At 63.3% G+C, this 23,160-nt stretch carries 19 protein-coding genes; 8 read left to right on the top strand and 11 right to left on the bottom strand.

The annotated features are described in order from the left end of the window. Positions 1-5: 5 nt before the first annotated feature. The 6 genes from CGZ66_RS07450 to puuE all read right to left on the bottom strand — a co-directional run bounded on the left by CGZ66_RS07450 (position 6) and on the right by puuE (position 7,198). A complete protein-coding gene (locus CGZ66_RS07450) occupies positions 6-1,592 on the bottom strand; it encodes an ABC transporter substrate-binding protein (RefSeq protein WP_095083043.1) in 1,587 nt (528 codons plus the stop codon). A gap of 154 nt (positions 1,593-1,746) precedes the next feature. Beyond that, positions 1,747-3,732 (bottom strand): CocE/NonD family hydrolase, encoded by a 1,986-nt coding sequence (locus tag CGZ66_RS07445; RefSeq protein WP_095083041.1) that lies wholly within the window; start codon positions 3,730-3,732, stop codon positions 1,747-1,749. Positions 3,733-3,814: 82 nt separating this feature from the next. Continuing rightward, positions 3,815-4,408, bottom strand: coding sequence for a nucleoside deaminase (locus CGZ66_RS07440; RefSeq protein ID WP_095083039.1), 594 nt, complete (start codon positions 4,406-4,408; stop codon positions 3,815-3,817). Then, positions 4,408-4,911 (bottom strand): ureidoglycolate lyase, encoded by a 504-nt coding sequence (locus tag CGZ66_RS07435; protein ID WP_095083037.1) that lies wholly within the window; start codon positions 4,909-4,911, stop codon positions 4,408-4,410. Before CGZ66_RS07435 ends, CGZ66_RS07440 begins: the two co-directional genes overlap by 1 nt. Beyond that, a complete protein-coding gene (locus CGZ66_RS07430) occupies positions 4,908-5,771 on the bottom strand; it encodes a bifunctional allantoicase/(S)-ureidoglycine aminohydrolase (protein ID WP_095083034.1) in 864 nt (287 codons plus the stop codon). Before CGZ66_RS07430 ends, CGZ66_RS07435 begins: the two co-directional genes overlap by 4 nt. A gap of 8 nt (positions 5,772-5,779) precedes the next feature. Next, positions 5,780-7,198 (bottom strand): allantoinase PuuE, encoded by a 1,419-nt coding sequence (puuE, locus tag CGZ66_RS07425; RefSeq protein WP_095083032.1) that lies wholly within the window; start codon positions 7,196-7,198, stop codon positions 5,780-5,782. A gap of 203 nt (positions 7,199-7,401) precedes the next feature. On the opposite strand from puuE, the gene uraH reads away from it, so the two are divergent. The 4 genes from uraH (at position 7,402) to xdhC (ending at position 12,565) form a co-directional block, all read left to right on the top strand. Further along, positions 7,402-7,776 carry a hydroxyisourate hydrolase gene (gene uraH, locus CGZ66_RS07420; protein WP_095083031.1) on the top strand — a complete coding sequence of 125 codons (375 nt, stop codon included), beginning with the start codon at positions 7,402-7,404 and terminating at the stop codon, positions 7,774-7,776. A 3-nt stretch (positions 7,777-7,779) separates the two neighbouring features. Next, positions 7,780-9,261: a xanthine dehydrogenase small subunit gene (gene xdhA, locus CGZ66_RS07415; protein WP_095083029.1), complete on the top strand. Its 1,482-nt coding sequence runs from the start codon at positions 7,780-7,782 to the stop codon at positions 9,259-9,261. Then, positions 9,261-11,612 (top strand): xanthine dehydrogenase molybdopterin binding subunit, encoded by a 2,352-nt coding sequence (xdhB, locus tag CGZ66_RS07410; protein WP_095083027.1) that lies wholly within the window; start codon positions 9,261-9,263, stop codon positions 11,610-11,612. Before xdhA ends, xdhB begins: the two co-directional genes overlap by 1 nt. Positions 11,613-11,674: 62 nt before the next feature. Then, on the top strand, positions 11,675-12,565 hold the full coding sequence (xdhC, locus tag CGZ66_RS07405; protein ID WP_095083025.1) for a xanthine dehydrogenase accessory protein XdhC: 891 nt from the start codon (positions 11,675-11,677) through the stop codon (positions 12,563-12,565). A 13-nt stretch (positions 12,566-12,578) separates the two neighbouring features. On the opposite strand, the gene CGZ66_RS07400 is transcribed toward xdhC, so the two are convergent. The 3 genes from CGZ66_RS07400 to CGZ66_RS07390 all read right to left on the bottom strand — a co-directional run bounded on the left by CGZ66_RS07400 (position 12,579) and on the right by CGZ66_RS07390 (position 15,911). Beyond that, positions 12,579-13,844 (bottom strand): LLM class flavin-dependent oxidoreductase, encoded by a 1,266-nt coding sequence (locus tag CGZ66_RS07400; protein WP_095083023.1) that lies wholly within the window; start codon positions 13,842-13,844, stop codon positions 12,579-12,581. Then, a complete protein-coding gene (locus CGZ66_RS07395) occupies positions 13,841-14,854 on the bottom strand; it encodes an LLM class flavin-dependent oxidoreductase (protein ID WP_095083021.1) in 1,014 nt (337 codons plus the stop codon). The genes CGZ66_RS07400 and CGZ66_RS07395 overlap by 4 nt, the downstream gene beginning before the upstream one ends. A gap of 136 nt (positions 14,855-14,990) precedes the next feature. Then, a complete protein-coding gene (locus CGZ66_RS07390) occupies positions 14,991-15,911 on the bottom strand; it encodes a LysR family transcriptional regulator (protein WP_095083019.1) in 921 nt (306 codons plus the stop codon). A gap of 137 nt (positions 15,912-16,048) precedes the next feature. On the opposite strand from CGZ66_RS07390, the gene CGZ66_RS07385 reads away from it, so the two are divergent. The 4 genes from CGZ66_RS07385 to CGZ66_RS07370 all read left to right on the top strand — a co-directional run bounded on the left by CGZ66_RS07385 (position 16,049) and on the right by CGZ66_RS07370 (position 20,421). Then, positions 16,049-17,266, top strand: coding sequence for a urate hydroxylase PuuD (locus tag CGZ66_RS07385; RefSeq protein WP_095083017.1), 1,218 nt, complete (start codon positions 16,049-16,051; stop codon positions 17,264-17,266). A 1-nt stretch (position 17,267) separates the two neighbouring features. Beyond that, positions 17,268-18,581 (top strand): guanine deaminase, encoded by a 1,314-nt coding sequence (guaD, locus tag CGZ66_RS07380; protein ID WP_095083015.1) that lies wholly within the window; start codon positions 17,268-17,270, stop codon positions 18,579-18,581. 80 nt (positions 18,582-18,661) lie between these two features. Continuing rightward, on the top strand, positions 18,662-19,165 hold the full coding sequence (locus CGZ66_RS07375) for a heme-degrading domain-containing protein (RefSeq protein ID WP_095083013.1): 504 nt from the start codon (positions 18,662-18,664) through the stop codon (positions 19,163-19,165). Next, on the top strand, positions 19,162-20,421 hold the full coding sequence (locus CGZ66_RS07370) for a glycerate kinase type-2 family protein (protein WP_095083011.1): 1,260 nt from the start codon (positions 19,162-19,164) through the stop codon (positions 20,419-20,421). The genes CGZ66_RS07375 and CGZ66_RS07370 overlap by 4 nt, the downstream gene beginning before the upstream one ends. Before the next feature lie 2 nt (positions 20,422-20,423). On the opposite strand, the gene CGZ66_RS07365 is transcribed toward CGZ66_RS07370, so the two are convergent. Then, positions 20,424-21,887, bottom strand: a complete 1,464-nt coding sequence (locus CGZ66_RS07365; protein ID WP_095083009.1) for a UdgX family uracil-DNA binding protein — start codon at positions 21,885-21,887, stop codon at positions 20,424-20,426. A 2-nt stretch (positions 21,888-21,889) separates the two neighbouring features. Continuing rightward, positions 21,890-23,125, bottom strand: coding sequence for a putative DNA modification/repair radical SAM protein (locus CGZ66_RS07360; protein ID WP_095083007.1), 1,236 nt, complete (start codon positions 23,123-23,125; stop codon positions 21,890-21,892). Positions 23,126-23,160: the final 35 nt, after the last annotated feature.

Below are 23,160 nucleotides of genomic sequence, written 5' to 3'. Positions count from 1 at the left end.
CGGGCTCAGGCCTGGAGCCAGCACTTCGCCAGGGCGTAGCCGTTCATCAATTCCTGATGCGGATCATCGACCCAGCCATCGACTTTGGCGCCGGTCGCATCGATGAACTGGTTGAACATCGGCAGGATCAGGCCACCCTCGTCGCGCACTAGGACAGCCATGTCATGGTACATCTGCTTGCGCTTGGTCTCGTCGAGTTCGGCGCGCGCAGCCAGCACCATCTTGTCGAAGTCCGGACGCTTGAAACGCGTGTCGTTCCAGTCGGCGGTCGACAGATAGGCGGTCGAGTACATCTGGTCCTGCGTCGAGCGGCCGCCCCAGTAGGAGGCGCAGAAGGGCTGCTTGTTCCAGACCTCGTTCCAGTAGCCGTCGCCAGGCTCGCGCTTGAGCTCGATCTTGATGCCGGCCTTGGCCGCGCTCTGCTGGAACAGCTGCGATGCATCGACAGCGCCCGGGAAGGCGACGTCCGAGGTTCTCAGCAGCACGGTGCCGTCGTGGCCCGACTTCTTGTAGTGGAACTTGGCCTTGTCGGGATCGTACTTGCGCTGCTCGATCTCGGTGAACAGCGGATAGGACGAATTGATCGGGAAGTCGTTGCCGAGCGAGCCGTAGCCGCGCAGGATCTTGTCCAGCATTTCCTCGCGGTCGATGGCAAGCTTGAGTGCCATGCGCAGATCGTTGTTGTCGAACGGTGCGGTGTTGCAGTGCATGATGAACACGTAGTGGCCAGGACCCGCGTGGTTGCGGATGGTGACACCCGGCAGGCGCTTGATCAGGTCGACGATCTTCGGCTCGACGCGGTTGATCATGTTGACCTGGCCGCCCTGCAGGGCCGCCGTACGTGCGGTCGCATCGTTGATGACGATGACTTCGATCTGGTCGGCATGGCCCATCTTGTCGCCCTGCCAGTAATTGGCGAAGCGCTCGCCGCCATGGCGCACGCCTGGCTCGTTGGTCTTGACCACGTACGGGCCGGCCGAGATGCCGGCATCCGGCTTGTCCTTGCCGCCGTTCGGCTGCACGATCAGGTGATAGTCGCTGAGCAGATAGGGCAGGTCGGCGTTGGCCTCCTTCAGCGTCAGCACCACTTCCTTGCCGCTCGCCTTGATGGTCTCGATGCCCTTCATGTAGCCGAGCGCGCCGGATTTCGACTTTTCGTCCGAATGGCGCTCGAGCGTCGCGGCGACGTCTGCCGCGGTCACCGTCTTGCCATTGTGGAATTCGACGCCGTCGCGGATCTTCAACGTCCACACCTTGGCGTCGTCCGAGGAGCCGATCTCCTCGGCGATGCGGTTCTCCAGCTTGCCTTCCGGCGAAAGCTCGACGATCATTTCGCCCCAGCACTTGCCGAAGGCGAACGGCACCTGCGTCATCATCAGCGCCGGATCGAGGCTGTTGGTGGATTCACCGCCGACGAGGCCGGCCTTCAGCGTGCCGCCCTTGACCGGGCCGGCAGCGCGCGCCGCACCTGAAAGCAGCGAGTTGGCGAAGGTCGCGGTGACGCCGAGTGCTGCCGCCCGACCGAGAAAATCGCGACGGCTCAATTTGCCGGAAGCGACTCGCCGGCTAAGGAATTCCAGTTCGTTTGACATGTTGAGTTCCTCACTCTGTTGGTTCGACTCTGCGGTCGTTTTTCTTGTTTCTTGTGAGGAGAATAATGACCGCAAGGGAAAGCGGTAAGCAAGACCGAATGCGACATGCCGTGGCGTAAATCGTACGTCGCATTTGGACCAACCAAATCCGTGGTCACAGGAGGACGCGCGGCACCCTTTCCTCGAAGTTACGCTCGAAAACGAGAGTTTCGCCCTCATAGGCCTCGATTCTGGCGCTGAGGATGAAGTTTTGCGCGTCCGATCGCATTTCGGCTGACGTTTCGGTGCGCACCGACCATCCATTTCGCGACAGGGTCTGTGTCCAGTGCGTTTTTCCCGAGGCCGCCAGGGGATCGTCCGGATGGATCGTCCAGATCTCGCGGGCGATGCTGCCATTGGCCAGGCCATGGGCAAGATCGCGCACCTTGCCGAAATCATCCGTTATGGAAAGCGTCACAATTCCGGTCTTTTCGTCGCGATCGACATGACGCTCGGAATTGGCGGCGCGGATCGTCTCGGTCGCCCAGGGAGTGGCGCTTTCCGGCTCGGCAAACGTCACTTCGTTGCCTGTCGCCAGCGGCCGCAGCGGCAGGGCCAGCACGGCGGCCGACAAGGCGAGCCGGACCGGCTCCGGCGACGGCCAGATCATCGGCCAATAGGCATTCGACACGGCGATGCGCAGATGGTGGCCTGCCGGCACGCGATAGGCGCATTGATCGAGCACCACGCGCGCAGACACGGTTTCGCCCGGTACCAGCGCCTCGGGGAATTCGTGCGAATTGCGATGCGTCAGATTGAGCACGCCGTAGGAAATCAGTTCCGAGGCACCGTCAGGGTGCACGTCGCACAGCCGGATCGCGATGTTGGCCTGCGGGCGGTCGGAGGACAGCCGCACTTCGACTTCGGGCGCGCCGACGATGTCGATCGCCTCAGTGAGTTCCGGCTGGTCGAAACACACCGACAAAGCGTCATCGGGGCGCTGGTCGCCGGGCAGTTCGGGGCCGAAGGTGAACGGAAAATACTCGCCGCCGGCAAGGCCGCAGCTCTGCGGCGAGGCAACGATGGCGGGCTTGCCACCGTCGGCGACAAGCTCGATCGATTGCGTCTTGATGGCAGGCGACGGCCATTCCTGCTCAGCCACCCAGCGACCGGGCCGCTTGGGATGCCAGCGCGCGGGGCGGACACTGTCCATGACATAGGCACGATAGGCTGGATCGGCCTCGACACCGGTGTCGATATCCTTCAGCCAGCGGTCCCACCAGCGCAGGGCCTCCTGCAGGAAACCGATGCGCGGTGCGGGTGCCGCGTAATGCGGGTATTTGTGGATCCACGGTCCGATGATGCCCTTCACCGGCGCTTCGATGTTGGTGGCCAGATGCGAGACGGTGTTGCGGTAGCCGTCGTGCCAGCCGCCGATCGACAGCACCGCGGCCTGGATGGCCGAATAATCCTCGCAGATTGAGCCGCGCTTCCAATAGGCGTCGCGGTGCTGGTGCTTCAGCCATAGCGGCGCGAGAAAAGGCTGGTTCTCCAGCCGGGTCAGCCAAAGGTCGCGCCACCTTTTGTCGCCGGTGAAGAGCGGGTCCGGCGGCCGCGACGAATAGGACAGCATGGTCGACGCCCAGCCGAAATTCTCGATCAGCAGGCAACCGCCCTTGTAGTGGATATCGTCGGCATAGCGGTCGGAGGTCGAGCACAGGCTGATAACCGCCTTCAGCGCCGGCGGCTGCTTGGCCGCCACCTGCAGGCAGTTGAAGCCGCCCCAGGAAATGCCCATCATGCCGACATTGCCGTTGCACCAAGGCTGCGAAGCCGCCCAGGCGATGACGTCGCAGGCGTCCTGCAATTCCTGTTCGGAATATTCGTCGTCCATCAGTCCTTCGGAGTCGCCATTGCCGCGCATGTCGACGCGGATCGACGCATAGCCGTGGCCGGCGAAATAGGGATGCGTCAGCTGATCGCGGAAAATGGTGCCGTCACGCTTGCGGTAGGGCAGGTGCTCGAGGATCGCCGGTACCGGATCGTCGCCGGCATCTTCCGGCATCCACACCCTCGCCGACAGCCGGCAGCCGTCCGGCATGACAATCCCCATTACTGGAAATTCGACGACTTTGCGGGGGAACTCGGTGACGATTTTCATGCGGGACTCCAGGATCGCCAGATGATGGAGCCCGTGGCATCGCGTCGTGGGCCAGCCAACGAATTCGGCTGGTCAGTCCGCGTCAATTCAGCGGAATGTCGTTGTCGCCCTTGCTCGCCTGGTAGGCGCCGGACAGGTCGTCATAGCGTGCCGAGATCTTGCCGATGCGCGTTTCCAGCCGCTGGCGCTCGGCCTCGGGCAGTGACCGTACCAATCTGCGGATCGAAAAGCTCTTCCAGTAGGCGTTCTCGGCATTGTAGCCGCCGGGATCGAGGGTGAAGACCTCCTTCAGGATATTCAGATCGTGCGGGATGGCGAAGCTGTCGCGCGAATCCTCATGGCTGAACAGATAGTAGAAATTGTCGAAGCCGGTCCAGGTGATCGCCGACAGGCAGAGCGAGCAGGGTTCATGCGTGGCGATGAAGATGGCGTCTTTCGTATCGACGCGCTCGGCCTTCGGCATTTCATAGAAGCGCTTCAGGCAATGCACCTCGCCATGCCAGAGCGGGTTTTCCATCTCGTTGTTGGTCTCGGCCAGCACCAGCGAACGGTCGTCCTTGCGCAGGATCGCCGCGCCAAACAGCTTGTTGCCGTGGGCAACGCCGTCGGCGGTCTTCGGCACGATGTCGTGCTCGATCACGTCGAGCAGGCGGTCGATCAGGGAAATGTCGGTCATTACAGGCTCTCGTCGGGGAGATGGATCTCGTAGGCGTGCGAGAAATGGAATTCTTCCAGGTTGGAACCGTCGCCGCCACGGTCGACGATCAGGAAATCCTGCGCCTCGCCGAGCGGCGTCAGCACGCCGTGCCAGAGGTTGCGGGAATAGTTGATGCCTTGTCCGGGCGCGGTGATGAAGGCCTGCGGTTCACCCGGTCCCCCATCGCCGTCGTGGCAGACGACGACAAGGAACGGCCGCGGCGACAGCGGAATGAAAGCCTGGCTGCCGAATGGATGGCGCTCGACCATGGTCAGCTTCAGCGGCAATTCATAAGGCGTGCCGCGCACCATCGAGATCAGCACGCGGGCGTTCGGCCCTGTCGCTTGCGCCGTGGCAAGATCGTGGTAGCGCTCGGCCTTGCCGCCATTGATCGGGTAGTGATTGTCGCCGCCCATGTCGATGACGTCGCCGAAGGCGGCAAAGCTCTCGCGGGTCAGCGGCCGCGCGACGATGCGGGTCACGGCGCCCGCCTAGCAATGCCGGCGCCGCCGAGCTTGGCGTGGCGGTTGACGTCCTTGTAGAGCAGATAGCGGAATTTGCCCGGGCCGCCGGCATAGCAGGCCTGGGGGCAGAAGGCGCGCAGCCACATGAAGTCGCCGGCCTCGACCTCGACCCAGTCCTGGTTGAGGCGGTAGACCGCCTTGCCTTCCAGCACATAAAGCCCGTGCTCCATGACATGCGTCTCGGCGAAGGGAATGACCGCGCCGGGCTCGAGCGTCACGATGGTCATGTGCATGTCGTGGCGCAAATCGGCCGGATCGACGAAACGGGTCGTCGCCCAGCGGCCTTCGGTGCCGGGCATCGGCGTTGGCGCGATGTCCTGTTCGTTGGTGAAGAAGGCTTCCGGCGCCTCTAGACCGTCGACCGCCTCGTAAGCCTTGCGGATCCAGTGGAAGCGGACGTCGGTCTTGCTCTCGTTGCGAACCGTCCAGCCGCTGGCCGGCGGCAGGAAGGCGAAACCACCCGGTCGCAGCACATGCTTCTTGCCGGCAAGCAGAACGGTCAACTCGCCTTCGACCACGAACAGGGCGCCCTCGGCGCCAGCATCGGGCTCCGGCCGCTCGCTGCCGCCACCGGGCGCGACCTCGACAATGTATTGCGAAAACGTCTCGGCAAAGCCGGACAGCGGCCGCGACAAGATCCAGACGCGGGTCTTGTCCCAGAACGGCAACGCGCTGGTGACGATGTCCTGCATCACCCCTCTGGGGATGACGGCATAGGCTTCGGTGAAGACGGCGCGGCCGGTCAGCAGCTCGCTCTGGCCGGGGTGGCCGCCACGTGGCGCGTAATAGGTTCGGTCGGGCATCCTGATCGTATCCATGGTTAAACCTATTGCGGAAGCATGTCCTTGAGGCGGAGCAGCGCGATGCGCTCGACCTGTTTGCAGGCGGTCTCGAATTCAACGCCGCGGCTGTTGCCGATGCGTGCCTCGAATTCCGCCAGGATCTCCTCTTTGGTCTTGCCTTTCACCGCGATGATGAACGGGAAGCCGAAGGTGGTGACGTAGGCGGCGTTAAGCTTGGAAAACAGTTCGCGCTCCTTGTCAGTCAGCGCGTCGAGGCCGGCCGAGGCCTGTTCGCGAGTCGATTCCGCCGTCAGCCGTTTGGCCTTGGCCAGTTTGCCGGCAAGGTCGGGATGGGCGTTGAGCACTGAAAGCCGCTCGGCCTCGCTGGCGGAACGGAAGATGCGGCAAAGCGCGTTGTGCAGGCCACCGGATGTGTCATGCGCCGGGCCCAGCTCCAGCTCGTAGGCGCGTTCGGCGATCCAGGGCGAATGTTCGAAGACACCGCCGAAAGTGTGGACGAACGCCTCGAATTCCATCTTCGATGGCCTGAGGGCCGCCGGTCGATAGGGATGGTTCTCTTGCCAGTGGCGGGCGATATCGATGCGCCGTGCCAGCCAGACCTTGTCGTGCGACTTCACATAGTCGACGAAGCGCTTCAGCGCCGCCACCCGGCCCGGCCGCCCGACGAGGCGGCAATGCAGGCCGATGTTCATCATGCGCGGCCGGCCGGCCTTGCCCTCGGCATAGAGCGTGTCGAAGCTGTCCTTCAGATAGGCAAAGAACTGGTCGCCTGAATTGAAGCCTTGTGGCGTCGCGAAGCGCATGTCGTTGGCGTCGAGCGTGTAGGGGATGATGAGCTGGGCGCCGCCTTCATGCTCGAACCAGTACGGCAGCTCGTCGTCATAGGTGTCCGACACATAGGCGAAGCCGCCTTCCTCAGCCACCAGCCGCACCGTGTTGACCGATGTGCGCCCCGTGTACCAGCCAGTCGGGCGCTCGCCGGTCACCTCGTAGTGCAGGCGGATCGCCGCTTCGAGGTCGCGGCGCTCGTCCTCGGCGCTGTGGTCGCGATAATCGATCCATCTCAGCCCGTGCGAGGCAATCTCCCAGCCGGCTTCCTGCATCGCCGTGACCTGGTCGGGCGAGCGGGCGAGCGCGGTGGCGACGCCGTAGCAGGTCACCGGCACCTCGGCCTCGGTGAACAGCCTGAGCAGCCGCCAGAAACCGGCGCGGGCGCCGTATTCGTAGATCGATTCCATGTTCCAGTGGCGCTGGCCCACCCAGGGTGCCGCGCCGACGATCTCCGACAGGAAGGCTTCCGACGCCTTGTCGCCATGCAGCACGCAGTTCTCGCCGCCCTCTTCGTAGTTGACCACGAACTGCACCGCGACATGCGCACCGCAGGGCCATTTCGGATCCGGCGGATTGGCTCCATAGCCGCGCATGTCTCTGATGTAACGCATCGTCCCTCCCGCCGGGCATTGCCCGATGTGTGATCAGGATATCGAAAGGGCTGCTCGCGCATTCCCCCGAAAATTTTTGAAAGTGTTTTTGTCGCACTCCGCTCGACCGGGACTTATGCATCGCCTTTAATTGGCGCACAATTCATCAGCAATGTTCGACTGTACCGGGCCAGTTCGCTCGTACAGGAAATGGGAGGCGGCCAGTGGCAGAAACGTCGAAAGCCGATGGCGGGCGTCTGACGACCCATGTCCTCGACACCGCGACCGGCATGCCGGCGGCGGGATTGTCGATCGCGCTCTATCACCTCGAGGGCGACGCCCGGACACATCTGAAGACCGTTGTCACCAATGATGATGGCCGTTGCGACGCACCGCTGCTTGCCGGCGCCGAGTTCCGCGCCGGCGAATACGAACTGATCTTTGCCGCGGGCGACTATTTGCGCCAGCAGGGGACGAAATTGCCCAAGCCGGCCTTTCTCGACGTGATACCGATCCGCTTCGGCATGGCCGAACCCGTGCACTATCATGTGCCGCTGCTCGTCTCGCCCTACGGCTATTCGACCTACAGGGGGAGCTGACGCATGGCCAAGGTCCGTATCCGCAACGAGATCCGCTTCATTCTCAATGGCAGGGATGTCGCGCTGTCGTCGGTGGCGCCAGACGCGACCCTGCTCGACTGGCTGCGGCTCGACCGTTCGCAGCGCGGCACCAAGGAAGGCTGCGCCGAGGGCGATTGCGGCGCCTGCACCGTGTTGGTCGGAAAGCTCTCGGCAGGCGGTCTCGTCTATGAAAGCGTCAACGCCTGCATCCGCTTCCTCGGCTCGCTGGACGGCACCCATGTCGTGACCGTCGAGCATTTGCGCGGTCTTCCTGGCCAGTTGCACCCGGTGCAGCAGGCGATGGTCGATTTCCATGGCTCGCAGTGCGGCTTCTGCACGCCGGGCTTCGTCATGTCGCTCTATGGCCTGTGGATGAGGTCCCCCGACCCGTCGAATGAAGCCATCGAAAAGGCGCTGCAAGGCAATCTCTGCCGCTGCACCGGCTACGAGGCGATCATGCGCGCGGCCCGCGCCATCTCCAGCTACGGCAAGGCGGCGAAGGACCCGCTGGCGGTCGAGCGCAAGGCAATCACGGCAAGGCTCCAGGCCATGCATGACGGCGCTCGGATCGAGATCGGCGCCGGCAAGGAGCGGCTCGTCGTGCCGGCCAACGTCGACGATTTCGCCGCCGTGCTTGACAAGGAACCCGGCGCCACCATCGTTGCCGGCTCGACCGATGTCGGCCTGTGGGTGACCAAGCACATGCGCGATATTTCGCCGGCGATCTTCATCGGTGATCTCGACGGGCTTTGCACCATCGCCGAAGACAAGGGCGTCATCACCATCGGCGCCGGCGTCACCTACACCGACGCGTTCTCGACGCTCGCCAAGCGCATCCCGGCGATGGGGCCGCTGTTCGATCGCATCGGTGGCGATCAGGTGCGCAACATGGGCACCATCGGCGGCAACATCGCCAACGGTTCGCCGATCGGCGATACGCCACCGCCCTTGATCGCGCTCGGCGCGCGCCTGACGCTGCGCAAGGGCAAGAAACGGCGGACGATCTCGCTGGAAACCTTCTTTGTCGCCTATGGCAAGCAGGACCGGCAGCCTGGCGAGTTCGTCGAGGCGGTGCACGTTCCCATCCCCGCCAAGGGCACGAAATTCGCCGTCCACAAGATCACCAAGCGCCGCGACGAGGACATCACGGCTGCCCTTGGCGCCTTCTTCCTGAACCTGGCCAAGGATGGCACGGTCGCGGATGTGCGCATCGCCTACGGCGGCATGGCGGCGATACCGAAGCGGGCGTCGGCTGTCGAAAAAGCGCTGCTCGGCAAGCCGTGGACCGAACAGACGATTGTGACTGCGATGGCGAAGTATGCTGAAGATTTCACCCCGCTGACCGACATGCGGGCCTCGGCCGAGTATCGCGCCCTGGCGGCGCGTAACCTTTTGCTGCGCTTCTTCGCCGAGACCAGCGGCACCAGGGAGCCGATCCAGGTTTCAAGGCACGAGGCGGCATGATGAACAAGCACGCCACTCCCAATCCCAAGGCTGAAAAGATCACCGGCGGCGTCGCCACCGACCAGCGGCATGATTCGGGCCACAAGCATGTCAGCGGCACCGCCGTCTACATCGACGACATGCCGGAACCGGCCGGCACGCTGCATGGCTGCCTTGGGCTTTCGGCTGCCACCCATGCCACCATCACGAGCATGGACCTGTCGGCGGTGCGCACGGCCCCCGGGGTCGTCGACGTGCTGACGGCCACGGATGTGCCAGGCGAAAACGACATTTCGCCGACGGGGCGCCATGATGAGCCTGTGCTGGCTGACGGCAAGGTGCAGTTCTACGGCCAGCCGATGTTCTGCGTCATTGCCGAGACGCGCGAGCAGGCACGCCGCGCCACCAGGCTGGCCAAGGTCGAATATAAGGAATTGCCTTTCGTCACCGACATCGGCGAACTTGATCCCCGTAAGGACAGACTGGTCACGCCGCCACTGACCCTGAAGCGCGGCGACGCCGCGGCAGCGATCAAGGCCGCGCCCCGCCGGCTCAAAGGGCAGATGCGCGTTGGCGGTCAGGAGCATTTCTATCTCGAGGGCCATATCGCCATGGCCGTGCCCGGCGAGGACGAGGACGTCACCATCTATTCCTCGACCCAGCATCCGAGCGAAGTCCAGCACATGGTCAGCCATGCGCTCGGCGTGCCGAGCAACGCCATCACGGTGGAAATCCGCCGCATGGGCGGCGGTTTCGGCGGCAAGGAAACGCAAGGCAACCAGTTTGCGGCATTGGCCGCCATCGCCGCGAAAAAGCACCATCGCGCCGTGAAAATCCGGCCCGACCGCGACGACGACATGATCGCCACCGGCAAGCGTCATGACTTCCTCGTCGACTACGAAGTCGGCTTCGATGACGAGGGCAACATTCTCGGCGTCGATTTCATGTTCGCGGCGCGCTGCGGTTTCTCCTCGGACCTGTCAGGTCCGGTGACCGATCGCGCGCTGTTCCACTGCGACAACACCTATTTCTGGCCGGCGGTGCATGCCCAGTCGGCACCTCTCTACACCAACACCGTGTCGAACACCGCCTTCCGCGGTTTCGGCGGTCCCCAAGGCATGGTCGGCGCCGAGCGCGTCATCGACGAGGTTGCCTTTGCCGTCGGCAAGGATCCGCTCGAAATCCGCAAGAAGAATTTTTACGGCACAAGCGACCGCAATATCACGCCCTACCACCAGACCGTCGAGGACAACATCATCCAGCGCATCGTCGCTGAGCTTGAGCAAAGCGCCAGCTATGCGCGGCGGCGGCGCGAGATATCGGCCTTCAATGCCAACAGCCGTTTCATCAAGCGTGGCCTGGCGCTGACGCCGGTCAAGTTCGGCATCTCGTTCACGGCCACGCACTACAATCAGGCCGGCGCGCTGGTGCATGTCTACACCGATGGCTCGGTGCATCTGAACCACGGCGGCACGGAGATGGGGCAGGGCCTCTACGTCAAGGTGGCGCAGGTGGTGGCGGAAGAGTTCCAGATCGATCTCGATCAGGTGAAGATCACCGCGACGACGACCGGCAAGGTGCCGAACACCTCGGCCACCGCAGCGTCATCCGGTTCCGATCTCAACGGCATGGCGGCGCAGAATGGCGCTCGCCAGATCAAGGAGCGGCTGACCGATTTCGCCGCCGAAAAATATCAGGTGCCGCGCGATCAGGTGCTGTTCCTGCCCAACCGGGTGCGCATCGGCAACCAGGAGATCGCCTTCGCCGACCTCGTCAAACAGGCATATATGGCCCGTATCCAGCTTTCGGCGGCGGGCTTTTACAAAACGCCAAAGATCCACTGGAACCGTGACAAGGGCCAGGGCCGCCCCTTCTACTACTTCGCTTATGGCGCCTCCTGCTCGGAAGTCTCGGTCGACACGCTGACCGGCGAGTACATGGTCGAGCGCACCGACATATTGCATGACACGGGCCGCTCGCTGAACCGCGCCATCGATATCGGCCAGATCGAGGGCGGCTTCATCCAGGGCATGGGCTGGCTGACCACCGAGGAACTGTGGTGGGACGGCAAGGGCCGGCTGCGCACGCACGCGCCGTCGACCTACAAGATCCCCCTGGCGTCGGACCGGCCGAAGATATTCAACGTCACCTTGGCCGACTGGCCGGAAGCCAGCGAGCCGACGATCCACCACTCCAAGGCGGTCGGCGAACCGCCGTTCCCGCTCGGCATGTCGGTGCTGCACGCGCTGTCGGACGCGGTGGCCAGCGTCGCCGACCACAAGATCTGTCCGCGTCTCGATGCGCCGGCAACGCCGGAACGGGTTCTGATGGCGATCGAGCGGCTGAAGAACGAGGTCAAGGCCGGCGCCTGAAACCGGCAAAACGTGCAATTCAGGCCGAAAAAGCCTACATTTCCCATTCGGGAACGTGAGAAATGAACTCGAAAGTGCAAAGTCTGAAAGCCTTTCTCAGCACCGCCGGCCGAGTTGCCCTGGTCGAAGTGGCGGGCACCAAAGGCTCGACGCCACGCGAGAAGGGCGCCTTGATGCTCGTCTCGCAGGCGACGATTCTTGGCACGATCGGCGGCGGCCAGCTCGAATACATGGCGATCGACAAGGCGCGGCAGATGCTTGTCTCCCCCTCAAGGGATGCCCGCATCGAGGTCGACGAGGTCTGCGCGACCCTAGACGTGCCGCTGGGTCCCGAGATCGGCCAATGCTGCGGCGGGCGCGTCGAAGTGTTGATCCGGCTCGTCGACGCAGGGCTGGCAGCCGAGCTGGTTGCAGCGGCTGAGACCGAAGAGGCACACCTGCCCTATGTCTATATCTTCGGCGGCGGCCATGTCGGCCAGGCGCTGGCCTTCGCGGTGGCCCTTCTCCCTGTGCACGCCGTCGTCATCGAGACGCGGGCCGAGGCGCTCGAAGGCATGCCGGAAACCGTCGAGACCCGGTTGACGCCGATGCCCGAAGCGATGGTGCGCGATGCGCCGGCCGGCACCGCTTTCGCCATCCTCACCCACGACCACGCGCTTGATTTCCTGATCGTCGCCGAAGCGCTGAAGCGCAACGATACCGCCTATGTCGGCATGATCGGCTCGAAGACCAAGAAAGCGACGTTCAAGAACTGGTTCCTGAAATCGGCGGACGGCCGCGAGGCCGAGTTTGCCCGCCTCGTCTCGCCGATCGGCGGCGATGCCGTAAAGGACAAGCGCCCGCCTGTCATCGCCGCACTCGCGGCCGCAGAAATCATGACCGCGATGGTCATTCACAGCGCAGCGTCAAACGTCGGGCGTCAGGTCCCGCGTGACAAGGTGTTAGCCGGCTGACTTTACATCACAGCTACATCGGCCGCTTCAAGCCCAGATGGTCGCGCAGCGTGCGGCCTTCATAATCCTTGCGGAAAAGGCCACGCCGCTGCAGTTCCGGCACGACCAGTGTGGCAAAGGCATCGAGTTCGCCGGGGAAAAATGAGGGCATGACGTTGAAGCCGTCGGCAGCACCTCCTTCGAACCGCGCCTGCAGCTCGTCGGCGATCTCGGCCGCCGTTCCGACGATGCGCCAATGGCCGCGCGCGCCGGCGAAATGCCGCGCCAGCTGGCGAATGGAGAGGTTGTCGCGGCGCGACTGCTCGATGACCAGCGCTTGCCGGCTCTGCATGCCTTCGCTGGGCGGCAGCTCGGGCAGCGGCCCATCGATCGGATAGCGCCACAGATCGGCGATGCTGAGGTAGCTGGACAGTAGCGCAACGCCGACATCGTCAGGGATCAGCTCCTGCAATTCCTCGTATTTTTCCTGGGCTTGCGCCGCGGTTTCAGCCACCACGGGAGCGACGCCGGGCATGATCTTGATGTCGTCGGGCTCGCGCCCATAGGCCGCCAGGCGCCCCTTGAGATCGTCGTAGAAGGCCTTTGCTTCCTCGAAGGTCTGCGCCGCCGTGAACACCACATCGGCGGTGCGGGCGGCAAGGTCGCGGCCGACATCCGAGGCGCCGGCCTGAACCAGCACCGGTGCGCCCTGCGGCGAACGCGGCAGGTCGAGCGGATCCCGAACCGAAAAGCTCTGGCCATCGTGACCGGGAGCCCCATCTGGATTGCCGCGCCAAAGTCCGGTGACCACCTCGGCGAACTCACGCGCCCGCTCGTAGCGATCGGCATGCGGCCGCAAGCCGGTCGAACCGAAATTGGCGGCCTCGATGGGACTGGCCGAGGTGACCAGATTCCAGCCGGCCCGACCCCCGCTCAAATGGTCGAGCGACAGGAAGGTCCGCGCCAGCCCGTAGGGCTCGTTGTAGCTTGTCGACGCGGTGGAGACGAGGCCGATGCGGCTGGTCTGGACGGCCAGTGCCGACAGCAGGCTGATCGGCTCGAAGCCGATCGAGCGCGAGGTCTGGCTGGCGATGGCGACATTGGCTTCGCGCAGGCCGGCGGCGTCCTCGCAGAAGACCATGTCGAACTTCGCCGCCTCCGCGGTGCGCGCCAATTGGATGTAATGGTCGATGTCGATGCCCGCCGTCACATATGCCTTGGGATGGCGCCAGGCGGCGATATGATGGCCTGTCGCCCACAGGAACGCGCCAAGCTTCATCTGGCGGGAAGCGGCGGTCATCGATCACCTCCGCCGGCAATCCCAAGATGCGACCGCAGATTTGTCCTGCGATAGCTTTCTCGAAACAGGCCGCGCCGCCGCAGCGCCGGCAAAACCAGACCGACAAAATCGTCGAGTGCCGAAAGCTCCGCCGGCATCAGCATGTTGAACCCGTCGCAGCCTTTCCCCCGGAACATGTCTTCGAGACGATCGGCGGTGACGGCCATCTTGTCATCAATGACCGGAGAGACATTCACCAGTACCTTCACGGCATCCGCGTCGCGCCCGCAGGCGGCAACGCGGCGCTTCAGATCGTCATTGCGGGCTTTCGCGCTCTCGATCGGTTCACTATCCAGCAGGACGACATCGGCGGTGCGAGCGGCAATGTCCATGTCTGCCGCTGACAGGCCGGACAGCACCAGCACCGGCCTGTCCTGTGGCGAGCGTGCGACGTTCAGCGGCCCGCGCACTGAAAAGAATTCGCCCTTGTGGTCGAGCAGGTGCATCTTTTCGGGATCGTGGAAGCGGCCGCTGCTCTTGTCGAATTTGAGCGCGTCCTCGTCCCAGCCTTGCCACAAGCCCTGAACGATGCCGATATATTCCTCGCTGCGACGGCGAAAATCGTCGCCGGAAAACCCCTCCGACCGGCTGAAATTGGCCGCCTCGCGCGGCGCCTGCGCCATGGTCGCGTTCCATCCGGCGCGACCATGGCTGATGATGTCGAGCGAAGCAAAACGGCGCGCCAGATTGTAGGGCTGGTGGGCAACCGTCGAGGCCGCCGCGACCAGCCCGATCCTACTTGTCACCGTCGCCAGCGCGGCCACCAAGGTCGTCGCTTCGAAGGGCATCGTCGCGGCATCGCTGCCGGAAGCCGGCGCGGAATCGGCGAAAATCACCATGTCCAGACCGGCCGCTTCGGCCCTTTGGACAAACCGCGCCAGAAGGCTGAAGTCCGGCTCGGCTCCTGGCGATGGCTCGGAGGTTCCCGGAAGCGGTGAAACGGCAAGATGCATTATGGCGCCGTTTTCCATCGATGGTCCCTGCAAGGCGAAATACCATCGGAACTATGTTCGTCACGTCCAGCGATGGCAACCGCTGGCGCTGGGCCAACGGCCGGTCACTTGCCAGCCAGCCATCACTTGCTAGCCAGCCCTTGCTTGCCAGCCATTACTTGCCAGCGAGAAGATCTTTGATCAGTCGCTGGCAGCGCTCGGCCATGAAGTCGAGCAGCAGCCGCACCTTGGGGTCCTGCAGCTTCTTGTGCGGATAGACGGCGGCGAACTGCACCGGCGTCGGCGGCGTGTTGCTCAGGATCACCTTCAGCCGCCGGTCGCGGATGAACGGCTCGACCTCGAAGCGCGGCTTGTTGATGATGCCGCGGCCGGACAGCGCCCAGCCGGTCAGCACGTCGCCATCGTCGGTGTCGTAGGGCCCGTGCACCTCGAACTTCTGCTGGCCGGTGGGGGTCTGCAACGTCCACACATATTCGCGCGCGCCGGAATAGCGCAGCATCAGGCAGTCGTGCTTCTTGCCGATCAGCTCTTGTGGCTCAACGGGTTCGCCGCGCGCTTCCAGATATTTCGGCGCTGCCACCAGCACGCGTTCGCATTCCATGATGCCGCGCATCCTGAGGCTGGAATCCTCGATGATGCCGAGCCGGAAGGCGACGTCGATGCCTTCCTTCATGATATCGACATTGTGGTCCGAGAGCCTCAGCCGCACCTCGATATCGGGATATTTGTCATGGAAATCGGGGATGCCAGAGGCCACCAGCCGGCGGCCGAGGCCGAGCGGTGCCGTCACGCGGATGGTGCCGCGCGGTTGTCCGGACAGTGCCGAAACGGCGGCTTCCGCTTCGGTGATCGCCTCCAGCACCTGCTTGGCGCCCGAATAGAACACCGTGCCATGCTCGGTCGGCATCAATTGCCGTGTGGTCCGGTTGAACAGCCGCACGCCCAGATGCTTCTCCAGCTCCTTGATGCGGTTGGAGGCGACCGCCGGCGAAATGCGCATGTCGCGGCCTGCCGCCGACAGATTGCCGAGTTCGACGACGCGAACGAAGACGGCGATGTTGTCGAGATAGGCCATGCGGTTTCGTGGCTCTCATCCAGCTGCGTCTAGCAACCCTAGTATTTTCCATTTTTTTTTGAAAGTCATCGCGCACCTCGCCTCTTTCCGTTTGCGCGCGACGCCGTAAAGTCGCGTCATCGGCAGGGACGACTTCAATGATGGATTTCGCGATTTTCTGGGACTGGCTGAGCTTCGCCGTGCGTTGGCTGCATGTCATCACCGGCATCGCCTGGATCGGCTCGTCTTTCTATTTCGTCGCGCTTGATCTCGGCCTGCGGCAGCGACCTGGCATGCCTGTCGGCGCCTTTGGCGAGGAATGGCAGGTGCATGGCGGCGGCTTCTATCACATCCAGAAATATCTGGTGGCGCCGGCCGAGATGCCTGAGCACCTGACCTGGTTCAAATGGGAATCCTACGCCACCTGGCTGTCCGGCTTCGCCATGCTGTGCGTCGTCTATTATGCCGGAGCCGATCTGTTCCTGATCGATCCCAATGTGCTGCCAATGTCGGTGCCGGTCGGCATCTTGCTGTCGCTGGCGACGATCGGCGTCGGCTGGGTGGTCTATGATCTTTTGTGCCGTTCGCCGCTGGGAAAAAGCGACACCGGCCTGATGCTGGTGCTCTACTGCGTGCTGGTGTTCATTGCCTGGGGGCTCACCCATCTGTTCACCGGCCGCGCCGCCTTCCTGCATCTGGGCGCCATCACCGCGACGATCATGTCGGCCAACGTCTTCATGGTCATCATCCCCAACCAGAAGATCGTCGTTGCCGACCTCATCGCCGGCCGCAAGCCCGATCCGAAATACGGCAAGATCGCCAAGCAGCGCTCCCTGCACAACAACTACCTGACGCTGCCTGTGCTGTTCCTGATGCTGTCGAACCACTATCCGCTGGCGTTTGGCACGCAGTTCAACTGGGTCATCGCCTCGCTGGTGTTCATCATCGGCGTGCTGATCCGGCACTATTTCAACAGCGTCCATGCGCGCAAGGGTAACCCGACCTGGACTTGGCTGGGAGCCGTTGTCCTGTTCATCATCATCATCTGGCTGTCGACCGCGCCGAAGGTGCTGACCGGCGAGCCGAAAGAATCGGCCGCCGCGCAGATCTATGTCGCATCAGCGCATTTCCCGGCCGTGCGCGATACGGTGCTTGGCCGCTGCTCGATGTGCCACGCGGCGGAGCCGGTCTATGAGGGTATCTATCACGCGCCAAAGGGGGTGATGCTCAACACGGACGCCGACATTGCAAACCATGCCCGCGAGATCTATCTGCAGGCCGGCCGCAGCCACGCCATGCCGCCGGCCAACGTCTCGCAGATTACCGACAAGGAACGGGCGCTGCTGGTGGCCTGGTTCGAAGGCGCAGGGAAATAGCATGACCTCGACACTTCTGCGCGGCCGCACGCTGTCCTTCGTGCGCTGGCCGCAAACCATCGATGACCATACTGCCTGGCGCTACGAGGAGGATGGTGGCCTGCTGATCCGCGACGGCCGGATCGTCGCCGCCGGTGCCTATGCAGACGTCGAGAAACAGGCAGGCGAAGCAGCGAGAAAGATCGACTATCGGCCGCATCTGCTGCTGCCGGGCTTCATCGACGCGCATGTGCATTTCCCGCAGATGCAAATCATCGCCTCCTATGGCGCCGAACTGCTCGACTGGTTGAACACCTATACCTTCCCGGAAGAGACGAAATTCGCCAATGCGCAGCATGGCCGGCGCGTCGCACGGCTGTTCCTCGACGAGATGGTGCGCCACGGCACCACGACGGTGGCCGCCTACTGCTCGGTGCACAAGGCGTCAGCCGAGGCCTTCTTTGCCGAATCGCATGACCGCAACATGCTCAATATCGCCGGCAAGGTGATGATGGACCGCAATGCGCCCGACGGCGTGCTCGACACGCCGCAATCCGGCTACGACGACAGCAAGGCCCTGATCGCGCAATGGCACGGCAAGGGCCGCCAGCACTATGCGATCACACCGCGCTTTGCCATCACCTCGTCACCGGAACAGATGGAGATGGCCGGCGCGCTGTGCCGGGAGTACCCCGACCTGCACATGCAGACGCACCTGTCGGAAAACCACGCCGAAATCGCCTTCACCCAGGAACTCTATCCGTGGTCGCGCGACTACACCGACGTTTACGAGCACTTTGGGCTGTTGGGGACAAAGAGCCTGTTCGGCCATTGCATCCATCTGTCGGAGCGTGAGGCGGATGCGCTGTCGGACAGCGGCTCGGTAGCCGTGTTCTGCCCGACCTCGAACCTGTTCCTCGGCTCCGGCCTGTTCGACTATCAGCGTTTTCGCCGCCGCGGTAAGCCGGTCAGGATCGCCGCCGCCACGGATGTCGGCGGCGGCACGAACTATTCCATGCTGCGCACCATGGACGAAGGCTACAAGGTGATCGCGCTGAACGGCGAGAAGCTCAATCCCTTCCAGTCCTTCTGGCAGATGACGCGCGGCAATGCCGAAGCGCTATCGGTGGCGGAAAAGATCGGCACGCTGGATGAAGGCAGCGACGCCGACATCGTCGTGCTCGATGCCAGGGCTACCCCGGCGATGCGGCTCAGGATGGAAACGGTCGAGACGCTGGCACAGGAATTGTTTCTCTTGCAGACGCTGGGCGACGATCGCGCCGTGCGCGAGGTCTATGTGGCCGGGCGGGCCGCCAAATCCGACATGGCGATTTAGGCACCCTCCGATGTGTTTCCTTGCTTGACCCGGCGGCAGCCATCGGTCAAAGCGTGCGGCGAAGTTGACAGGGGAACGACATGGCCGTTGCCGAAGACATCGCTCTGATCAAGAGACAGGAAGACGTTCTTGTCTTTCCCGCCTTCGATGAGGCCGTGGCCTTCAAGATCGGCTCGGTCATCCGTGATCGAGCCTTGGCCGAGAACCTGCCTGTTATCGTCGACATCAGGACTTTCGACCGCCCACTGTTTTATGCCGCGATGCCAGGTTCGAACGCCTCCAATCCCGACTGGGCGCGGCGCAAGATCAATGTGGTCAAGCGGTTCCTGAAAAGCACCTACCGCATGGTGCTGGAACAACAGCGCCCCGATCGCACCTTCAAGATCGGCGAAGGGCTGGATATTGCTGATTATGTGCTGGCCGGAGGTGGTTTCCCGGTCACGGTCAAGGGCGCCGGCGTCATCGGTGTGATCGCCGTTTCCGGCCTGCCGGAGCGCCAGGATCACGGCGTCGTCGTCGAGGCACTTTGCGATCATTTGGGCATCGACAAGCGCGGTCTGGCACTGCCCCCGGAAGAACAATGAGCGACCCCAAGACGTTCCTCACCTCCATCTTCAACGCCGCCGTCGCCGCCGCCGATCCGGAGCGAACCATCCGGGATCATTTGCCGGCGAAGCCCAAGGGCCGCACCATCGTCATTGGCGCGGGAAAAGGCTCCGCGCAGATGGCGGCGGCCTTTGAGAAGGTCTGGGACGGGCCGATCGAGGGGCTGGTCGTCACCCGCTACGGTTATGGCGCGACATGCGAGCGCATCGAGATCATCGAGGCGGCGCATCCGGTGCCGGACGCCGCGGGCCTGGAAGCCTCGCAACGCCTACTCGCCAAGGTCCAAGGGCTGACAGCGGATGATCTGGTCGTGGCGCTGATTTCCGGCGGTGGTTCGGCGCTTTTGCCATCGCCCGCCGGCAGCCTGACGCTGGCCGACGAGATTGCCGTCAACGAGGCGCTGCTCGCGTCTGGTGCGCCGATCGCAGCGATGAACACCATCCGCAAACATCTTTCCACCATCAAGGGTGGACGGCTGGCTGCCGCCGCCTGGCCGGCCAAGGTGGTGTCCCTGGTCGTTTCCGACATTCCCGGCGACAATCCTGCCCTGGTTGCCTCCGGTCCGACCGTGCCGGATACCGGCAGCCGTCAAGACGCGATGGCGTCGATTGCAGCCTATGGGATGAAACTGCCGGCAGCGGTGATGGCGCATATCAGCACGCCTGCCGCCGATGCACCAAACCCCAATGATCCCTACTTTTCACGCAACGAGGTGCATCTGATTGCCTCGGCCGGCGTCTCGCTCGAAGCAGCGGCCACTGAGGCGAAACGGCAAGGCATCGAAGCCGTCATCCTTTCCGATGCCATCGAAGGCGAGGCACGTGAGGTCGGCGGCGTCCATGCCGCCATCGCGCGCGAAGTGGCGACGCGCAACCGGCCATTCGCAAAGCCAGTGCTGATCCTGTCCGGCGGCGAGACGACCGTGACCTTGCGCGCAAAAGGCAAGGGCGGCCGCAATTCGGAATTCCTGCTCGCCTTCGCCATCGGCATCAACGGCGTGGACGGCATCCACGCGCTCGCCGCCGACACCGACGGCATCGACGGTTCGGAAGACAATGCCGGCGCTTTCGCCGATAGTTCGACCGTGTCGCGCATGAGGGCGGCGGGCGTCGACGCCAAGGCGATGCTTGCGGGCAACAATGCCTGGACGGCCTTCAATGCGATAGGCGATCTATTCGTACCCGGCCCGACTGGCACGAATGTCAACGACCTGCGGGCAATTCTGATCCGGTAACCTCAAGCGGCCATCAGCCGCTTCACCTGCTTCATGTCTTGCAGGAACCGCTGGCGTTCAGCTTCCTTGTCCGCGGGCTCTTGGATGCGCAGGATAAAGGAGGGGTGGATGGTGATGAAGACACGCAAGCCGTCCTCGCGTTCGATCACCTGGCCGCGCATTTTTGTCACCGGGATCGCCTTGCCCAGCAGCGACAAGGCCGCCGTTGCGCCGAGTGCCACGGCCAGATTCGGCTTGATCAGCTCGAACTCCTTGTCGATCCACCAGCGGCAGGCTTGAACCTCGCCGGCATTCGGTTTGGAATGGATGCGCCGCTTGCCGCGCGGCTCGAACTTGAAGTGCTTGACTGCATTGGTGACGTAGACCTTCTGGCGATCAACCTCCGCGTCGTCGAGGATGGCATCGAACACCTTGCCCGCCGGGCCGACGAAAGGTTTGCCGGCCAGATCCTCCTGATCGCCGGGCTGTTCGCCGACGAAAATCACCTTGGCCCCGTCAGGCCCTTCGCCGAACACGGTCTGCGTGGCGTCGCGCCAAAGCGGGCAGCGCCGGCAACCTTTTGCTGCCTCTCGCAATTCGGAAATGGTGTTGGCGGCCTGATCTTCCAGGGCCTCAGCCGGCTCATTCTTCGGCCAATGCTTTGCCTGCAGCCTAGCGTGGTACGGCGCGGGTGTCGTCGGCATTCTGGCAATCATGTCCTTGGCGGCCTTGTCCGCTCCTGCGATCAGATCCGGAATGAGCGAGGCCTCGGGAAGGTTCCGCCAATATTTCTTCGGCATCTCCTTCTGCATGGCTTTCACCTTCAGCCGCGCCGGGTTGAAGATGCTCTCGAAATAGGTGCGCCACAGGGCTTCGGTATCGTCCTGCGCCGGCGCATCGCCCTTGACGGCGCCGGGCCCGATCGCCAGCCTGTCGCCATCCCAGTCGGCGGAGGCATGCGGCGTCAAAATGGTCCAGCGCATGCCGGTGAAGCGCCTGACGAAGAAAGCCGAGTTGCGCTCGACGATGAAATGATCCGGCTCGAACCAGGCGACATAGCGCTCCTCGTCACCGTCGCCGATCTTCCGGAAGCGTACGAAGGCGCGCATCTTGTGGATGTCGCGCCGCACCGCCTTCTCCATGGTTTCAAGACGCCTGATGTCTGGATCCGATGCAATCGACAGCAGCTTCGGCTCTGTGCGCAGCCGCCAGAGCAACCGGTAGAGAAAAGCGAACCTGCCGGGGTCTGAATAGCAGAAGGCGATTTCGGCATGCTCGACGAAGTCGCGCGGCACCACCAGTTGCACGCCCGCAGGCACGTCCGGCAAATCGGTTTGATTGGAGCCCGGCTCGACATGCCAGCTGATGTCATCGGGCCGGACTTTATTCAGGGCCAGCCGGCGTGCCGCGTCGCGCCAGCCGGAAAAGTCGGTCTCCGCGTCGAGCCGCACCGTATATCTGGCAAGATCGAGCTGTGCCGGTCGCATGGTCAAAACAGGGACAGTTGTTCGCAGGAACGCACGATCTTGCCGCGCAAACCGGCTTTGTCGGTGAGCGCGCCCGGCGACCAGCCTTCGGCGACGATGAATGGCCTGAGCTTGGCGATCGACTGGCAGAGACGGCCGATATCTTCCAGCCGCAGCCGCCGGTGACGTCGGGTCTCCAGGATTTTGGCGATCACCTTGGTGCCGAGACCGGGCACGCGCAACAATGCCTCTCGATCAGCGCGGTTGATATCCACGGGGAACCGTCCCCGGTTGCGCAGCGCCCACGCCAGTTTCGGATCGATGGCGAGGTCGAGCATGCCGTCGCTGCTGCCGGCCAGGATCTCCGGCTGCGAAAATCCGTAAAACCGCATCAGCCAGTCGGCTTGGTAGAGCCGGTGTTCGCGCATCAGCGGCGGTTTCTGCAAGGGCAGGGACGACGACGAATCCGGGATCGGGCTGAACGCGGAATAATAGACGCGCCGCAGATGGTAACTGCCATAGAGCCGCGCGCTGGTATGAAGGATCCCGTCATCGGTGGTGCTGTCGGCGCCGACGATCATCTGCGTCGACTGCCCACCCGGCGCGAAGCGTTCGCGCTTTTTGGTCCTCAGCGTCGGCTCGGCCTTTTCCTCCATCTTCTGGCGCAGCCTGGCCATGGAAAGCCGGATCGTTTCCGGCTTCTTTTCCGGCGCCAGTCTCTTCACCCCTTCGTCGGTGGGCAGCTCGACATTGATCGACAACCGGTCGGCGTAGAGGCCCGCTTTTTCGACCAGTTCTGCTGAACTTTCCGGAATGGTCTTCAAATGGATATAGCCGGAGAACTTCTCTTCCAGCCGCAGCCTTCGCGCCACCTCGACCATCTCGCCCATCGTCTCGTCGGGCGAGCGGATGACGCCTGAGGACAGGAAAAGGCCCTCGATGTAGTTGCGCCGGTAGAAATCCATGGTCAGCTTCACCACCTCGTCAACGGTGAAACGGGCGCGCCGCACATTCGACGACGAGCGGTTGATGCAATAGCTGCAATCATAGATGCAGAAATTGGTCAGCAGGATTTTCAGCAGTGAAATGCAGCGCCCATCCGGCGCATAGGAATGGCAGATGCCCATGCCTTCGGTGGAGCCGATCCCGCCGGATTTCAGTGAATCCTTTTTCGCCGCACCGGATGAGGCGCAGGAGGCGTCGTACTTGGCGGCATCGGACAGGATCGCTAGCTTTTCGCGGACGGTAAGTGCGCACATATGTTCATGATATGTTCTTGAAGGCGGGCGCGCCA

This window comes from Mesorhizobium sophorae (assembly GCF_002270415.1).
Lineage (GTDB): Bacteria > Pseudomonadota > Alphaproteobacteria > Rhizobiales > Rhizobiaceae > Mesorhizobium > Mesorhizobium sophorae.
This window is presented reverse-complemented; position numbering and strand designations above follow the sequence as displayed.

Excerpts from the sequence above, each read along its gene's own strand:
- CGZ66_RS07450 (WP_095083043.1), bottom strand. The coding sequence starts at position 1,592 with ATGTCAAACGAACTGGAATTCCTTAGCCGGCGAGTCGCTTCCGGCAAA.
- CGZ66_RS07445 (WP_095083041.1), bottom strand. The coding sequence starts at position 3,732 with ATGAAAATCGTCACCGAGTTCCCCCGCAAAGTCGTCGAATTTCCAGTA.
- CGZ66_RS07440 (WP_095083039.1), bottom strand. The coding sequence starts at position 4,408 with ATGACCGACATTTCCCTGATCGACCGCCTGCTCGACGTGATCGAGCAC.
- CGZ66_RS07430 (WP_095083034.1), bottom strand. The coding sequence starts at position 5,771 with ATGGATACGATCAGGATGCCCGACCGAACCTATTACGCGCCACGTGGC.
- puuE (WP_095083032.1), bottom strand. The coding sequence starts at position 7,198 with ATGCGTTACATCAGAGACATGCGCGGCTATGGAGCCAATCCGCCGGAT.
- xdhA (WP_095083029.1), top strand. The coding sequence starts at position 7,780 with ATGGCCAAGGTCCGTATCCGCAACGAGATCCGCTTCATTCTCAATGGC.
- xdhB (WP_095083027.1), top strand. The coding sequence starts at position 9,261 with ATGAACAAGCACGCCACTCCCAATCCCAAGGCTGAAAAGATCACCGGC.
- xdhC (WP_095083025.1), top strand. The coding sequence starts at position 11,675 with ATGAACTCGAAAGTGCAAAGTCTGAAAGCCTTTCTCAGCACCGCCGGC.
- CGZ66_RS07400 (WP_095083023.1), bottom strand. The coding sequence starts at position 13,844 with ATGACCGCCGCTTCCCGCCAGATGAAGCTTGGCGCGTTCCTGTGGGCG.
- CGZ66_RS07395 (WP_095083021.1), bottom strand. The coding sequence starts at position 14,854 with ATGGAAAACGGCGCCATAATGCATCTTGCCGTTTCACCGCTTCCGGGA.
- CGZ66_RS07390 (WP_095083019.1), bottom strand. The coding sequence starts at position 15,911 with ATGGCCTATCTCGACAACATCGCCGTCTTCGTTCGCGTCGTCGAACTC.
- CGZ66_RS07385 (WP_095083017.1), top strand. The coding sequence starts at position 16,049 with ATGATGGATTTCGCGATTTTCTGGGACTGGCTGAGCTTCGCCGTGCGT.
- guaD (WP_095083015.1), top strand. The coding sequence starts at position 17,268 with ATGACCTCGACACTTCTGCGCGGCCGCACGCTGTCCTTCGTGCGCTGG.
- CGZ66_RS07375 (WP_095083013.1), top strand. The coding sequence starts at position 18,662 with ATGGCCGTTGCCGAAGACATCGCTCTGATCAAGAGACAGGAAGACGTT.
- CGZ66_RS07370 (WP_095083011.1), top strand. The coding sequence starts at position 19,162 with ATGAGCGACCCCAAGACGTTCCTCACCTCCATCTTCAACGCCGCCGTC.
- CGZ66_RS07365 (WP_095083009.1), bottom strand. The coding sequence starts at position 21,887 with ATGCGACCGGCACAGCTCGATCTTGCCAGATATACGGTGCGGCTCGAC.
- CGZ66_RS07360 (WP_095083007.1), bottom strand. The coding sequence starts at position 23,125 with ATGTGCGCACTTACCGTCCGCGAAAAGCTAGCGATCCTGTCCGATGCC.